The sequence below is a fragment of the Nitrosomonas sp. TNE100 genome (assembly GCF_055387135.1).
In genome coordinates this window covers 836,288-853,059 of sequence record NZ_AP040997.1, presented here as the reverse complement: position 1 = coordinate 853,059, position 16,772 = coordinate 836,288, and the positions used below count along the sequence as shown (strand labels likewise).

Sequence of the window (16,772 nt, the reverse complement as noted above, 5' to 3'; positions counted from 1 at the left end):
TTAGTGCAGTTTTGATAAACATACAGATTGATCCTGTCTTTATCGGGGTTCAAAGTGGATATTGATAAGATGGATAGCAAATATTCAGTGGAAAAATATTTTCAGGAAAATGTGAGCCACATCCCAGACATCGTAGTCACGAGACACCCGCCAGAGGGCGATACATCTAATTTGTACGGCGGCAAGGAAAGAAGCGGTATTTTTGGCGTACCTTGTGGCAACGTCACGCCATCTTTTGAGATGAAGGAAAGCATTTCCGACAAGATGCCTCAGTTCATACAGTGCTTTATCATTAGACGTTTTTATCTTTCGATCCTTTTTGGGCGGGATAACAATTTCCATCTTCTGTTTTTTCGCCAGATCAATGATTGCATTACTATCATAGCCACGATCTGCCAACAGGTAATCTGCACTAACTTCTTCAATCAGGTACCTAACTTGCACGCAATCAGTAGTGACACCTGGTGTAACAAGGGTTTTGACCAGCATACCATGCGTATCCACGGCCAGATATATTTTGGTGTTGAGTCCCTTTTTGTCCTCCTGCCACCTCTGGCTCCGCTGGCATGTGGATGAACTTTACAGTGGCTAGCATCAATCATCAGCTATTCATAATCCAGATCATCCATCAGAATTTCCAGCAATTTTTCCCAAATATCTTCGTCACACAACAGTTTTGATGAAATTGAGGAGTTCACACATACCGATATTCAGGCTGAAGTATTTGTACAAAGAGCCCCAAATAAATTTGGAGCTCTTTGTATTATTGAAAAGTGGCCCGCTTGGAAAAACCAGAGGCAAGCTTGTTTAGCCGTTACTGTTGATAAGTAAATTGGGGGGAGGTCCCATCGGCTCGAATGTTTTTAACAAAGGAATATCTTCTTTACTTATCCAGTGGATATCCGTATCAAACGTACCTTGTGGCCCCCAGCTACCGGTAAACTTCTTGCCATCGGGCGTAAAAGTCCAGCACATTTCTTCTCCCGAGGTATTGATAACATCACCAAGATTGACCGGCTCTTGCCACTCACCCTTTTCATCCTGATGAGCAATCCACATATCATGCCCACCCCGCGAACCCAGATTTGTCCGCATACTGGTAAGAACCAGACTTTTGCCATTTTTTGACAAGCCAGTCCAGTGCATGTGGTCGCGCTGTGGAGAATTTATTTTCGATCCCAAGCTTACCGGCTTTTGCCATATACCATCTTTTTTCTCAACTTTCCAGATATCACTCTCCTGAGTTACCCCAGGCTGGCTGTAGTTAAAATAAATTAGACTGTCAGAGGCAATAATCGGGCAGTGTTCTTCGCCAGTTGATGTATTGATACTGGGAAGCTCCGGCATATCATTCCAGTTTTTGGGTGCTTGCCATACGCCGTTCACTCTCTGAACAACATAAAGATCCCCCGACAACAGGTTGTCCGGCTCATATCTCGTAAAATAAATAACATTTCCGTCATCTGAAAGACTTGGCTCTAACTCCCAGGCTGTAGTATTGATATTAGGGCCTACAGTCGGATCAATATCGGAGCCAAGATGAACAGGTTCCTGCCATATGCCATCTATATTATGAGACATCCATATATCAAAGTTATAGGCACTGCCCGGTGATTTGATACTACCTTCGCGCGTTGAAACGAAAATAGCTGTTTTGCCATCCGCACTGTAAGTTATCTCTATTTCAGTACCGGGCGAGTTAATAGGAGCCCCCATACTTTTTGATGCGGCTGGTGGCTCAGCTACACCTTCTGCTCCATGCATACCAGGCATGGCATAAGCCAGATTGCTGGCCAGCATTAAAATCGGTAGTGTGGAACAAAGTTTTATAACAGAGTTATCTCTCATTCTGCTTCTCCTCTCCGGACAAAAGTAAACTAATCGTTCTCTTTTTGAGATTAGGAGGGTATATGATGAATTACTGGAGTGTCAAGATAAAGAAATAGAATCGCTGTTTGCTCTATTTCTCCTCTTCAGATTAACACGCTAAACTTGCCAATATTATTTGAGAATACTTCTAAAGTTGGTTTTTTTAGGCAAAACAAGGCAGTGCACGGTGAGCACTGCCTTAAGTAACGTCTCGTTGCTGAACTTCGCGCACCTTGTGCTTTCACTCTATACAACCGGATTTTAAAAACACTGTTAGACAAATTTATAGTGTACGCACAACCAATCCTCGATATCTTATTTTCCGCTTAAAATATTTTGCAGCAGCAAATCATTCAATCGTCTGACGAAACTAGCTGGATCTTCGAGCTGCCCCCCTTCGGCCAGCAATGCCTGATCAAACAAAATATGGCTCCAGTCAGCAAATTTGGCTTCTTCATATTTCAGGCGCTGAACCATGGGATGATGCGGGTTGATTTCCAGAAACGGTTTACTATCCGGAACTTTCTGACCAGCAGATTTCAGCAGTCGTCCGAGATTACCACTCATATCGTGTGTATCAGCTACCAAACAGGCTGGCGATTCCGTCAAACGGTAGGTAATGCGCACATCCTTGACTAGCTCACCCAGCACTTCCTTCATTTTTGCTGTTAATTCCTGAAAATCTCCTGCTTCCTTTTCATGCTCTTGCTTTTCTACTTCATCTTCCAGCTTGCCTAGATCCAGATCACCTTTGGCAATAGATTGTAAAGATTTACCCGCATACTCATTTAGATTGGCTGTCAGCCATTCATCAATACGATCATGCAACAACAGAACCTCGATCCCTTTTTTACGGAATATTTCCAGATGTGGGCTGCTTTGGGCTGCCTTCAGACCATCTGCAGTAATGTAGTAAATTTTTTCCTGTTCTGGTTTCATCCGGGCGATGTAATCATCCAGCGAGACCGTCTGCTCTTCTTGTTCATCATGTGTTGAAGTAAATCTCAGCAATTTAGCGATACGTTCACGGTTGCTGTAATCTTCCGCAACTCCTTCTTTCAGTACCTGGCCAAATTCACGCCAGAAGATTTTAAATTTTTCCTGATCCTCGCTCTTATCACTCGTTGCAAGATCTTCAATCAACCCCAGTACTTTTTTCACCGAGCCGGCACGAATGCTGTCAATATCTTTCGATTCTTGCAGGATTTCACGGGAAACATTCAATGGTAAATCGTTTGAATCAATAATGCCGCGAATGAAACGCAAGTACCCTGGCAACAATTTCTCCGCATCATCCATAATAAACACACGTTTGATATAGAGTTTGAGGCCATGACGATGCTCGCGATCAAACAGGTCAAACGGCGCATGGGCGGGAATATATAACAACTGAATATACTCCTGCTTACCTTCAACTCTGGCATGTACATGAGCAAGCGGCGGCTCGAAATCATGCGCTACATGTTTATAAAATTCATCGTACTGTTCTTGCGTAATCTCATTTTTAGGCCGCGCCCAGATTGCACTGGCCTGATTGACTGTTTCTTCTTCATCACTTATTTTGTATGCCTTGCTCTCGTCATCCCATACCTCCTTCTTCATAATGATAGGAAGCGTGATGTGATCTGAATACTTGCGGATGATAGAACGCAGCTGAAAGCCGCTTAACAGCTCATCCTCGTCTTCACGCAGATGCAAAACAACCTCTGTACCCCGATCCCCTTTTTCCACGGTTTCCAGCGTGTATTCACCCTCACCACTGGATTCCCAGCGCACTCCATGCTCAGTAGTCAGGCCTGCACGGCGAGTAGTCAACGTTACTTTGTCTGCAACAATAAATGCCGAATAAAAACCTACGCCAAACTGTCCAATTAGGTTGGCATCCTTAGCTTGGTCACCTGTCAGCGAATCAATAAATTCCCGTGTACCAGATTTGGCAATAGTACCAATATTATCAATCACTTCCTGTCTGGACATACCGATACCATTATCACTGATCGTGATAGTACGCGCCTCTTTATCGTAAGCAATACGGATTTTAAGATCCGGATCGGATTCATATAATGCCGTATCGGATAATCCTTCAAACCTCAGTTTGTCTGCGGCATCCGAAGCATTCGAAATTAACTCCCGTAGAAAAATTTCCTTATTACTGTAAAGGGAATGAATCATCAGTCTCAAAAGCTGTTTCGCTTCAGCCTGAAAATTCAAGTGTTCGACGTTTTCTGCAGTTTGCATACTTTCCTCCTTAAAAAATGCGCTAACATTGTGGGATCAGGTTTCCCGATTTCAAGTTACTTCAATCTCGAAACCTCTATTCCTTAATTTTTACTTGTTCGATTGTATGAAATTCTTATCTTTTGTTTTCTCGGCATCGCTATGTGCAGTCACCTTCCAAGTTAATGCTCAAGAATTAGAGCTTCCACTTGATAAAATCAAGCTACCCTCCGGGTTTTCAATCAGTATTTGGGCATATGTACCGGATGCACAAGCCATGACATTAGGCGATAAAGGAACAGTATTCGTAGGTTCCAAATCGGCAGGCAATATCTATGCCATCACAGAAAACGAGGGAAAACGCCAAGTCCGCATTATTGCCAGCAAGCTCAAAATGCCCTCCGGAGTAGCATTTCATGACGGTGCTTTATACGTATCATCGGTTAACAGAATCCTGCGTTTTGATGATATTGAAAATACGCTCGATCACCCAGCACCACCGCACATTATAACGACTGATTACCCTAAAGAAACCTATCACGGTTGGAGAAACATAGCGTTTGGTCCGGATGATTGGCTGTACGTTTCTGTTGGCTCACCTTGCAATATCTGCGAAACGGATCTGGATCGTTTTGCTCTAATTTCACGCATAAAACCGAATGGTACAAACTATGAAGTATTCGCGAAAGGGGTACGTAACACAGAAGGATTTGACTGGCATCCCATCACAAAGGAATTGTGGTTCACCGATATCAGCCGGGCGTGGATGGGAGATAATCTTCCGCCAGATGAGTTGAATCATGCTCCAGAGAAAGGAATGCATTTCGGTTTCCCTTACTGCCATGGTCAAGAAGTAGCTGATCCCAAACTTGGGGCAAAATATGACTGCAATAAGTTTACTCCTCCTGCCGCTGAACTTGATCCTCACGTTACGCCAATGGGAATGCGATTTTATACCGGCACCATGTTCCCCGCTGAATACCATGGCAACATCTTTATTGCAGAGCATGGTTCGTGGAACCGCAGTACAAAAACAGGCTATCGTATTGAACGGGTACAGATTGAGGAAAATAAGGTTACTACAAAAGAATCTTTTGCGGAAGGCTGGCTGCAGGATAACGAAGCCTGGGGCAGACCGGTTGACATACTAATAACAGCGGATGGAGCGATGCTGATCACGGATGATATGGCAGGTGTGATTTATCGTATCAGCTATAATCAGCCATAACTCTCCCACCTGCCATAATTTTTACATGGAGTTTTGAATGGCAGACAAGCTCAAACCCATAAGTGCCTGCGGGAACATGCCCAGAAGTACTATAGCCAATCCGTTTGTACTGATAAGTATCCTGACATCCGGCTTGAATAAAATCGGTCGGGTATCTTCCGGCGCATCAAAATATATAAACTTGACGATGCGTAAATAATAAAAGGCACCAATTAGCGCCAGTATAACTGCAACAACCACTAACCATACATACCCTGCCTCCAGGACGGCCTGGAAAACAGCTAGTTTTGCATAGAATCCAATCATGGGGGGAACTCCCGCCATAGAAAACATTATTAACAACATCATAAATGCGAGCCACGGGCTACGTTGATTAAGACCTTTAAAATCACTGATTTTGTCCGCCTCAAATCCTTCCCGGGAGAGTAACATAATAATTCCAAATGCACCCAGCGTCATTAATACGTAAGCAATCACATAGAACATGGCTGAGCTGTAGCCGTTTTCTCCTATCGCAATAAAACCGAGCAAAACAAATCCTATATGCGAAATTGTTGAATAAGCCAGCATCCGCTTAATATTTAGCTGAGCTATCGCTACAAAATTACCAACCGCCATCGAGGCCACTGACAGCAAGACCAGCATTCCCTGCCAATCAGTAGCCAGCTCTCCCAGGCCCTCCACCAGCAATCTCATAACAAAACCAAAAGCCGCCAGCTTAGGTGCTGACCCGATAAATAATGTTACTGCAGTAGGCGCTCCCTCATAAACATCTGGAGCCCACATATGAAATGGTACTGCGCTGAGTTTAAAGCTGATACCGGCAACAACGAAAACCAGACCGATGATAAAGATGTCATGATCTGCCGTACCTTGTTGGATGCTCTTCGTCAATTCCGAAATATGCAATGTTCCAGTTGCGCCATATAGCATTGACATGCCATAAAGCAAAAACCCGGAAGCCAGTGCGCCCAGAACAAAAAATTTGATGGCTGCTTCGGTAGCAACAGCCGATTCACGTTGCAACGCTACCATGGCATAAAGCGACAGAGATAACAGTTCAATTCCCAGATAAAGGGTAATAAGGTGGCTTGCAGAAACCATAACCATCATACCCAGTGTGGCGAACAATGCGAGACTGAAGAACTCCCCTTTCAATAGACCCCGGAGACTGATGTATGCGCGGGAATAGATCAACACAGCCGCAACAGTAGGATAAATCATCAGTTTTAGCGTATCTGACATTGCGTCACCGACAAACATGCCTGAGAAAGTATAACGAACTTCTGTGCTATATATGTCATACGTAATGAATGAACATCCGGCCAGTGTCAATAATGACAAATAAAATGACAGAAGCCGGTTTTTTTCTCCTACAAACAAGTCAGCAAGCATGATCACGCAAATCATGAACAGCAGGAAAATTTCAGGGTAAGCTGGTGTGAAGTCAGGTAACAAAAAATCCATGAAAAATCCTTAATTTCCGATCAGGAAAGTATTTTTATTATCCAAAAATTTAGCTAAATATCTTAAAGCTTGGTACGTGCAACATGCTCCAGCAGATTATCAACCGTAACATGCATAACTTCGGTAAGTGGCAGCGGATAAATACCCAGAGCTAGAACTGCAACCGCCAGGATAGCCAAAACCAAAAATTCACGTGCGGAAATATCTTTCATTCCTTCGACATTGGGATTTGCCACGGCACCAAACACAACTTTTTTATATAGCCACAGACTGTAAGACGCCCCCAAAATCAATGTCAGCGCAGCAAAAAATGCATACCAGAAATTCACTTCCATGGAACCCATAATCACCATAAATTCACCTACGAAACCACTGGTGCCTGGAAGCCCGGAATTAGCCATTGCAAACAACATAAAAAGAGCAGCAAAAACTGGCATTTTATTAACTACCCCACCATAATCTGCGATCATCCTAGTATGCAAGCGATCATATAAAACACCAACACATAGAAACAAAGCGCCAGAAATGAATCCATGCGAAATCATCTGCACCATGGCTCCTTCTATTCCAATAGGATTGAACAGGAAAAAGCCCAACGTAACAAATCCCATATGAGAAACTGAAGAATAGGCAATCAGCTTCTTCATATCACGCTGCATTAACGCAACGATGCCAATATATACAATGGCAATCAGCGATAAAGCGATCAATATCCATGACAACTCATGACTCGCATCTGGCGTAATTGGTAAAGAAAATCTGAGAAAACCGTATCCACCCAGTTTAAGCAGGATAGCTGCCAGTACTACCGAACCACCTGTAGGTGCTTCAACGTGCGCATCCGGCAACCAAGTATGCACTGGCCACATCGGCACCTTAACCGCGAAGGCGACCATAAATCCTATAAAAATAAGGATTTGTGCGGCCATCGGTATAGGAAGATGATGATAATCGAGAATTGAGAAGCTACCACCAGAAGCCTGATATAAATAAATCAGCGCCACCAGCATCAATAGAGATCCCAGAAATGTATAAAGAAAAAACTTTAGAGCTGCATAAATCCGGTTAGGCCCTCCCCAGACTCCAATAATGATAAACATTGGAACCAGTGATGCTTCCCAGAAAGAATAGAACAATATGGCATCCAGTGACGCGAACACCCCATTGAGAACACCGGACATGATCAAAAAAGCTCCCATATATTGGGAAACCTTTTCACGAATCACCTCCCATCCGGCAATCACGACCAGCGGGGTCGTAAAACTGTTCAATAAAATTAATGGCATTGATATGCCATCAACCCCCAAATAATAATAGACATTGAGGCGTTCAAACCATACATTCCGCTCGATAAACTGCATCGAACCCATGGATGTATCAAATCCACTATAAAGCGGAAGTGTTACGAGGAAACCGGCCACAGATCCAGCCAGAGCAACCCAGCGTACCGCTTGAGTATTTCGGTCACTCATCAAAAATACGATTAAACCAGAAATAATTGGTAGCCAGATAATTAGACTTAACAGCGGAAATCCAAATAACATGTTTTTTTCGTCTTAAATCGCATTTCAATGCGTATTAGTTATCCCAGAGAACAGAAAGAAGTTCAGTCCGTTTTCAATTCCCTGAAGCCTAAAAAGGAAACAGCCATATACTCATCAGAACAAATACACCCACAATCATACTAAATGCATAATGGTAGATATACCCGGACTGAAAGCGACGTCCCACCATCGCAAACCAACCCATCGCTCTTGCCGTGCCATTAACCATCAAACCATCTATGACTTTCATATCTACATATTTCCACAGCACGGTACTTAGCGTACGTAAACCACCCGCAAATAACCAGCTGTACAGCTCATCAATAAAATATTTTCGATCAAGCAGAACATAAACCGGATTAGCCAGTTTTTTAATTTTACCGGGTAATGCAGTTTGATAACGATACAAAAACCAGGCAGTAAAAATTCCTGACATCGCCAGCCAGAACGGAGGGGCAGTCAAAGCATGTATCATCATGCCGAATATTCCTGTATAGCTCTCGCCCATCTTGGCCATGACATCATGCTGCGCATCTATATAAATAGCCTCAGTGAAGAAACCTCCAAAAAGCATTGGATCAATCAGCCAGCCAGCCGCCACAGTAGGAATTGCCAATAAAACTAGTGGTACCGTCACTACCCAAGGGGATTCACGCAGATGATCACGTGTATGGCTATCCATACCTGGTTCGCCATAGAAAGTCATGAATATTAGCCGGAAGGTATACAGCGCAGTAACGAATACTGTACTTAACGCACAGAAATAGGCGAATCCTGCCCCAGGAATTTCCGAGAGGAGAACTCCTTCAATAATCGCATCCTTAGAGAAAAAACCTGAAAAACCTGGCACTCCTGCACTGGCCAATGCAGCAACAAACATGGTGCCAAATGTAATCGGCATATATCGTTTAAGTCCACCCATCTTGCGCATATCCTGCTCGTGATGCATGGCGATAATGACGGACCCTGCACCCAGAAACAGTAATGCCTTGAAAAAGGCATGCGTCATAAGATGAAAGATAGCCGCTGAATAAGCAGATGCGCCCAGCGCTACCGTCATGTATCCGAGCTGGGATAGCGTTGAATACGCGACGACTCGCTTGATATCATTCTGTACTACCGCTACCAGCGCCATAAACAAGGTGGTAATTCCACCAATCACAAAAATAACCGAGTGCACTGTAACAGATAACTCAAACAGAGGAGACATGCGAGCTACCATGAAGATACCAGCTGTTACCATGGTTGCAGCATGAATCAGAGCCGAAATTGGTGTTGGCCCCTCCATTGAATCCGGCAACCAGACATGCAGGGGAAATTGAGCAGATTTACCCATCGCACCTATGAAAAGCAGCAAACATATTACTGTCATCAACATCCAGGATTCACCAGGCATGATTTCAATAGTACGGGATGCAAGGTATTCCGCATGGGTAAATACAAGCTCGTAATCCAAAGTGCCGACATTTGCCAGTATTAAAGCGATACCCAGCAGGAAGCCTATATCAGCGATCCGATTAACCAGAAATGCTTTGAGATTGGCATAAATTGCCGTCGGGCGAGTGTACCAAAAACCGATTAACAAATAAGAGACCAGTCCGACTGCTTCCCAGCCAAAAAACAATTGCAGGAAATTGTTTGACATCACCAGCATCAGCATCGAAAACGTAAATAGCGATATATAGCTAAAAAATCGCTGATACCCTGGATCTCCCTGCATATAGCCGATAGTATAAATATGCACCATTAACGATACACCTGTTACCACCATCATCATCGTGGCTGACAACGTATCAATCAAAAATCCTATCTCAATTACAGTCTCGCCTGATGTCATCCAGGTATAGACACTACCGTTATAAAGATTTCCTTGTAATACATCGATAAAAATTACAACAGATGCAATAAATGACAGTGCCACTAACGCAATCGTCGCACGATGACTCCCTATCAGACCAATCTGTCGCCCAAACAGCCCGGCAACGATTGCTCCTAACAAGGGTGCCGCTGGTACTAGTAAATAAAGATTTTCCATCTAAGGTATCAATTAACAATACTGTTTAACAAACTGACTGGATATAAAACTGCCTGCCGTTCAACCCTTAAGTCTATCCAAATCATCTACGTTGATAGTACGTATGTTTCTGAATAAAGCGACCAAAATCGCTAAACCAATAGCAGCCTCGGCTGCAGCCACAGTCAGAATAAAAAATACAAAAATCTGCCCAGCTATATCCTGTAAATAATATGAGAAAGCGACAAAATTTATATTAACTGCCAGTAGCATCAGCTCAATGGACATTAACAAAATAATGACATTTTTACGGTTGAGAAAAATACCTACAACCCCAATGGCAAACAGAACAGCGCCCAGCACAAGATAATGTGATAGTGATACCAAGATGATTACCCTTCAAATGAAAATATTTGAGATAGTTGAAATCCCTGGGGAAAAATCATTCTTTTTTTTCTGCAGGCATAGATATTACTTTTAACCGCTCGTTACGGCTAACAGCTATCTGCCTGGAGGCATTAGAAGATTTTTTATCGGTGCGATGGCGCAAGGTTATAGCTATAGCAGCAACCATTGCCACTAACAAAATGACTGCAGCTAATTCGAAAACATACACATATTCAGTGTAAATCAATCGACCCAATTCTTTAGTATTACTGTAATCAACTGATTTATATTCCGGAGTTTGTATGATTTCAGAACTAAATTGTTTGCTCATCAGTACCATACTCATCTCAACGGTCATAATAAAAGCCAATATTGCACCAAATGGAAACCACTTCCAGAATCCTTCCCGCATCTGATCTAAATTAATATCTAGCATCATAACCACAAACAGAAACAGCACCATGACGGCGCCTACATATACCACTACTAGAGCTATCGCTAAAAATTCCGCTTCGAGTAAAATCCATAATCCGGAAGATGTCACAAAAGCAAGTACCAATAGCAGCACCGAGTAAACGGGGTTACGTAATGTAATTACTCCTAGTGCAGAAATTATCACCACACTAGCCAGACTGTAAAAAACAAAATCCTGGAAAATCATAAATTTATATCTAAATGTTTAACGATAAGGAGCATCTGCTGCTCTGTCTTTGGCTATCTGCTCTTCATAACGGTCACCCACAGCCAGCAGCATTTCTTTGGTATAAGTCAGATCGCCACGAACTTCGCCGTGATACTCAAGCACACGTGTCTCGACAATTGCATCTACTGGACAAGCTTCTTCACAAAAACCACAAAAAATACACTTAATCAGATCAATATCGTAACGTGTGGTACGCCGTGTACCATCATCACGTTGTTCTGACTCAATAGTGATCGCCAACGCCGGACAAACTGCTTCACATAACTTACACGCTATACAGCGCTCCTCACCATTAGGATAACGACGCAAAGCATGTAACCCTCTAAAACGAGGTGATTGCGGCGTCTTCTCTTCCGGATAATGTACAGTAACCTTAGGCGCAAACAAATAGCGTCCAGTTACTTTCATTCCCTTTAACAACTCAAATAGCAAAAAGGATTTTAAAAACCGTTTAATGCGTTCCATTTTGAAATTCCTCTTGACTAGAACCAAAGATTCAATGGAAAGCTTTGCAATGCAGCTTCAGGCAATTGCATTACTGCGCCCAATAAAACAATCCAGATTAACGTAATTGGAATAAATACCTTCCACCCCAACCGCATAATTTGATCATAGCGATAACGAGGAAAAGTAGCACGGAACCAAAGAAAGAAAAACAACATGATGGCTATCTTTAACAACAACCAAACTACACCCGGGATCAGATTGAAGGGAATGATATCTACCGGGGGCAACCACCCTCCAAGGAACATGATACTAGCTAAGGTTGCAACCAGAATCATGTTTGCATACTCGGCAAGAAAAAATATGGTAAAAGCCATTCCCGAATAATCCACATGGAAACCAGCCACGATTTCCGATTCTCCTTCAGCCACATCAAAAGGTAATCGATTAGTTTCGGCTACTCCAGAGATAAAATAAACTAGAAACATCGGAAATAATGGAATCATGTACCAATTAAGAAAACTCCCTCCCTGTTGCCCCGCTACGATATCTCCCAAGTTGAGACTAGAGGACATCATCAACACACAAACCAAGGCAAATCCCATAGCTAATTCATATGAAATAACCTGTGCAGCAGAACGCATGGCACCCAAGAAAGCATATTTTGAATTAGATGCCCATCCAGCAATAATGACACCATAAACACCCAGAGATGTCATAGCCAGAATATATAGCAGTGCAGCATTGATATCAGCCAATACTAGTTCTGGTGAGAAGGGAACGACAGCCCATGCCGCTAATGCAGGCGTTATAGCAAGTATTGGCGCAAGGAGAAATAGAAATTTATTGGCACCGGTCGGAATAATGATTTCCTTCATGATAGCCTTAACCGCATCGGCAATAGGCTGCCCCCATCCACCCAACCAAGGAATACCAAAAAATGTTACCCGGTTTGGCCCTACTCTGACTTGCATGAATGCAATAATCTTTCTCTCTGCAAAAGTAAGATATGCGACTGCCAGCAATAATGGAATAATGATTGCCAGAATCAACAGCAGATTCTTTGCCAATAGAAAGAGGGAAACACCCCACTCGCTGCCAAATAATTGTTCAAATAATGGTTGAAAACTATCCATTGATCAGATTCCAAATCCAGGTTCTTATAATTTTTCCAGTTTGATTTCACCAAACATCGTTCCCAGTCTGGATATTTGCGGGTGAGCGCATGCCAAACGAATACAATCATCAGGCAAATTATCATCCACAGAAATCACCAACTGAATTTCCTCATTTTGTTGATCTATTCTGACTGTTTCACCCGCCAGAATTCCAGCTTTATTGAGTAGGGCAGAAGAAGCAAATGCAGTAGGTGGAGCAGCATCATGTGTCTTTTGCAAAGATACTGCACGCCTTACGATTGGATCAGCCTGATAAATTGGTACCTCACCAATCCTTTCTATCTCACTACCTTTCTGACTGAAATCTTTGATAGAAAGTACATCCAGTGAATTATTCAAATTTTGCACAAATTCCTCTTTATCAGAAATGATTTCTGCACGAACCTGTTCTGATGAGTCGTAATCAAATCCCTCCAGTTGCAGCAAATTTCCTAGTACACGCAATACTTTCCAAGCAGGACGCGTTTCGCCAAGAGGAGATACCACACCTTGAAAACTCTGTATTCTTCCTTCGGAGTTAACAAAAGTACCAGATGTCTCCGTAAAAGGAGAGACAGGCAGAATAACATCCGCATAATCGGGAACATTACCTTTATAACTACTCAAGGAAACCACAAACTCGGCACGATTTATTACCTGCGATGCTCGGCGCGTATCATAACTATCTAACTCCGGCTCAAGATTCAATAGTATATAGGCGCTACAGACAGATTCTTCCTCTGACGCACCCAGTCCTAACATCTGCCCCGCGTTCAGACCAGATTTCCTTGATTCAGTTTTATTAGCAGATTCCGCTCCGACATCCCACGGTACAACTCCGACAGAATAGGCACCCACACTATTTGCAGCCTCTCCCAAAACACCAAATCTTGCTCCCGTCATCTCTGAAATTGCCTGTACTGCACTGAATAAATCAGCATAATGGGGATGATGTTGAGCGAGATTACCCAAAAAAATAGCAGCTGGAGAATGCTCTATAAGACTACTTGCCATTCCTCGTGCGCTTTCTGAAACATTAACCTGATTTACTGCAGATGCAATCTGCTCAGATATGGGCATATTTTTAATTTCTGCAACTGCTTTAAGAACCTGTAATACCGCATTCAACATTGCTGATGGTGCAACAATAGTTTGATAAGCGAGCTTGGTAAACAGATCATCTCCAATTGGATTAATGACACTCAGCTGCGCACCTTGTTTTACTGCTTGACGCATCCGCTGAGCAAGCAGCGGATGATCTTTGCGTAATGTACTGCCAATAACCAATATTGATTTCAGTTGTGAAACCTCAGCAATTTGCATCCCCAGCCATGGAACTCCCTGCGACATGGTATCTACACGGAAATCAGATTGGCGTACCCGATGATCAATATTATGGCTACCCAATCTCCGCATCAATTTTTGCAATAAATAGAGCTCTTCCAGCGTGCTATGAGCAGACCCCAAGGCACCGACACCCTGCGCACCATACTTATTAATTACATTTTTGATACCTTCCGCAGTAAAAGCCAATGCTTCTTGCCAGCCACAAGCTTGCCATTCTCCCGATTTTTTGATCATCGGGACAGTCAAACGATCTTCAGAATTCAATCCCTCATAAGAAAAACGATCCTTATCCGAGAGCCAACATTCGTTGATCGCTTCATTTTCACGTGGCAACACCCGCATAACCCGATTATTCTTCACTTGTACAACCAGATTACTTCCCAATCCGCAATGTGGACTGATTGATTTCCTGCGTGATAACTCCCAAGTTCTTGCCGAGTAACGAAAAGGCTTACTGACTAGAGCTCCCACCGGACACAAATCAATTACATTGCCCGATAGCTCTGAATCAACAGTTTTACCAACAAACGTCAAAATCTCAGAGTGTTCTCCACGGCCGGCCATCCCAAGTTCCATGATCCCGGCTATTTCCTGCCCAAAACGAACACATCGCGTGCAATGGATACAACGAGTCATATCTGTTGATATGAGTGGACCAAGATTTTTGTTGGTTACTGCTCGCTTGGCCTCCTGATAACGCGAACCACTTGAACCATATCCAACAGCCAAATCCTGTAACTGACATTCACCTCCTTGATCACAGATGGGGCAGTCTAGCGGATGATTAATAAGCAGAAACTCCATTACCCCTTTTTGTGCCGTGACAGCTTGCTGAGAGTGCGTTGAAACTTTCATACCTTCAGCAACTGGTGTCGCACAAGCAGGCAAAGGTTTAGGTGCTTTCTCGACCTCAACCAAGCACATCCGACAATTGGCAGCTATTGACAGTTTTTTGTGATAACAAAAATGTGGGATGTATATCCCAACCTGCTTGGCAGCATCCATTACGGTACTACCTTGTACAACGGCTACTTGCTTGCCATCAATTTCAATATTAATCATCAGCAATAATTCCCAAGATTATCGGGAGTTGGATAAATACAGCACTAAAACCATGGTTCACCTAGACCATGCACTTTTTATGCTCAATATGAAAAACAAATTCATCCCAGAAGTGATGCAACATAGCTCGTACTGGCATCGCAGCAGCATCACCTAACGCGCAGATAGTTCTTCCCTGGATATTATCTGCAAGATTGTTGAGTACATCCAGATCTTCAATCCTTCCTTTACCATGCTCAATCCGATTGATGATCCTGTAAAGCCACCCTGTTCCTTCTCGGCATGGAGTACATTGGCCACAAGATTCCTCATAATAGAAATAGGAAAGGCGTTCTAGTGCACGCACCATGCAAGTCGTATCGTCCATAATAATGACCGCCCCCGAACCCAACATGGAACCTGCTTTTGCTATTGAATCATAATCCATGTCTGTTTCCATCATGATGCTGCCAGGTAAAACTGGCATGGATGAACCACCGGGGATACATCCTTTCAATTTCCGCCCCCCGCGCATTCCGCCGGCAAGTTCCAGCAACTTTGAAAACGGAGTGCCCATAGGCACTTCATAGTTACCCGGTTTATTTACATGACCGGAAACCGAAAATATCTTGGTACCTCCATTATTCGGTTTTCCCAGCTGCAAGTAACTTTCGCCCCCGTTACGCATAATCCAAGGAACTGAAGCAAACGTTTCTGTATTGTTGATCGTAGTTGGCTTGCCGTATAAGCCAAAATTAGCCGGAAACGGAGGTTTAAAGCGTGGCTGTCCCTTTTTACCTTCTATCGATTCTAATAGCGCGGTTTCTTCTCCACATATATAGGCGCCATATCCATGATGATTGTAGAGCTGAAAAACGAACCCAGAACCCAGAATATTCTCCCCGAGAAATCCTGCCGCATTGGCTTCCTCGACAGCCTCCTCCATTCGTTCGTAAACATCCCAGATTTCGCCGTGCACATAGTTATATCCGGTGCGGATACCCATCGCATAGGCAGCAATCAACATACCTTCAATAAGGACATGTGGATTGTAACGCATGATATCGCGATCCTTGAAAGTGCCCGGCTCTCCTTCATCAGAGTTACAGACAAGATATTTCTCACCTGTATACTGTTTTGGCATAAAACTCCACTTCAAGCCAGTAGGAAAACCAGCACCACCACGCCCACGTAGTGCAGATTTCTTCACTTCCTCAATCACAACTTCCGGAGGAATTTTTTGCGAAAGAATTTTTTTTAACGCAACATATCCGTCACGTTTTAAATAACTTTTTAACCGCCAATTATTTAAATCTGCAGAATCGACACCCGCCATGATGACTTGAGTAGGTTG

General features: G+C 43.2%; 12 protein-coding genes and 1 pseudogene. 1 reads left to right on the top strand and 12 read right to left on the bottom strand.

Annotated features, from left to right (window positions below):
- Nucleotides 1–84: 84 nt before the first annotated feature.
- The 3 genes and pseudogenes from ACZ5EJ_RS04155 to htpG all read right to left on the bottom strand — a co-directional run.
- A pseudogene (locus tag ACZ5EJ_RS04155) lies at nt 85–665 on the bottom strand (IS5 family transposase); the annotation flags it as partial.
- 142 nt (nt 666–807) lie between these two features.
- Nucleotides 808–1,848, bottom strand: coding sequence for a PD40 domain-containing protein (locus tag ACZ5EJ_RS04150; RefSeq protein WP_074455964.1), 1,041 nt, complete (start codon nt 1,846–1,848; stop codon nt 808–810).
- Nucleotides 1,849–2,184: 336 nt separating this feature from the next.
- Nucleotides 2,185–4,107, bottom strand: coding sequence for a molecular chaperone HtpG (gene htpG / locus ACZ5EJ_RS04145; protein ID WP_074685007.1), 1,923 nt, complete (start codon nt 4,105–4,107; stop codon nt 2,185–2,187).
- Between the two features lie 106 nt (nt 4,108–4,213).
- On the opposite strand from htpG, the gene ACZ5EJ_RS04140 reads away from it, so the two are divergent.
- Complete coding sequence (locus ACZ5EJ_RS04140) at nt 4,214–5,314, top strand: PQQ-dependent sugar dehydrogenase (protein ID WP_074455962.1); 1,101 nt, start codon at nt 4,214–4,216, stop codon at nt 5,312–5,314.
- Between the two features lie 21 nt (nt 5,315–5,335).
- Here the strand turns inward: ACZ5EJ_RS04140 and nuoN are convergent, their stop codons facing one another.
- The 9 genes from nuoN to nuoF form a co-directional block, all read right to left on the bottom strand.
- Nucleotides 5,336–6,781: an NADH-quinone oxidoreductase subunit NuoN gene (gene nuoN, locus ACZ5EJ_RS04135; protein WP_074455961.1), complete on the bottom strand. Its 1,446-nt coding sequence runs from the start codon at nt 6,779–6,781 to the stop codon at nt 5,336–5,338.
- Nucleotides 6,782–6,843: 62 nt separating this feature from the next.
- On the bottom strand, nt 6,844–8,325 hold the full coding sequence (locus ACZ5EJ_RS04130) for an NADH-quinone oxidoreductase subunit M (protein ID WP_074455960.1): 1,482 nt from the start codon (nt 8,323–8,325) through the stop codon (nt 6,844–6,846).
- 88 nt (nt 8,326–8,413) lie between these two features.
- On the bottom strand, nt 8,414–10,360 hold the full coding sequence (gene nuoL / locus ACZ5EJ_RS04125; protein WP_074455959.1) for an NADH-quinone oxidoreductase subunit L: 1,947 nt from the start codon (nt 10,358–10,360) through the stop codon (nt 8,414–8,416).
- 60 nt (nt 10,361–10,420) lie between these two features.
- Nucleotides 10,421–10,726 carry an NADH-quinone oxidoreductase subunit NuoK gene (nuoK, locus tag ACZ5EJ_RS04120; protein WP_011634016.1) on the bottom strand — a complete coding sequence of 102 codons (306 nt, stop codon included), beginning with the start codon at nt 10,724–10,726 and terminating at the stop codon, nt 10,421–10,423.
- Between the two features lie 55 nt (nt 10,727–10,781).
- Complete coding sequence (locus ACZ5EJ_RS04115; protein ID WP_074685008.1) at nt 10,782–11,387, bottom strand: NADH-quinone oxidoreductase subunit J; 606 nt, start codon at nt 11,385–11,387, stop codon at nt 10,782–10,784.
- A gap of 18 nt (nt 11,388–11,405) precedes the next feature.
- Nucleotides 11,406–11,894, bottom strand: a complete 489-nt coding sequence (nuoI, locus tag ACZ5EJ_RS04110) for an NADH-quinone oxidoreductase subunit NuoI (protein WP_011634014.1) — start codon at nt 11,892–11,894, stop codon at nt 11,406–11,408.
- Nucleotides 11,895–11,911: 17 nt separating this feature from the next.
- The gene (gene nuoH / locus ACZ5EJ_RS04105; protein WP_011634013.1) at nt 11,912–13,009 is read right to left on the bottom strand and encodes an NADH-quinone oxidoreductase subunit NuoH; all 1,098 of its coding nucleotides are present in this window, start codon (nt 13,007–13,009) and stop codon (nt 11,912–11,914) included.
- A gap of 24 nt (nt 13,010–13,033) precedes the next feature.
- Entirely contained in the window at nt 13,034–15,439 is a 2,406-nt protein-coding gene (gene nuoG, locus ACZ5EJ_RS04100) for an NADH-quinone oxidoreductase subunit NuoG (protein WP_074685009.1), read from the bottom strand.
- Nucleotides 15,440–15,500: 61 nt separating this feature from the next.
- A complete protein-coding gene (gene nuoF, locus ACZ5EJ_RS04095; protein WP_439895591.1) occupies nt 15,501–16,754 on the bottom strand; it encodes an NADH-quinone oxidoreductase subunit NuoF in 1,254 nt (417 codons plus the stop codon).
- Between the last annotated feature and the right edge of the window lie 18 nt (nt 16,755–16,772).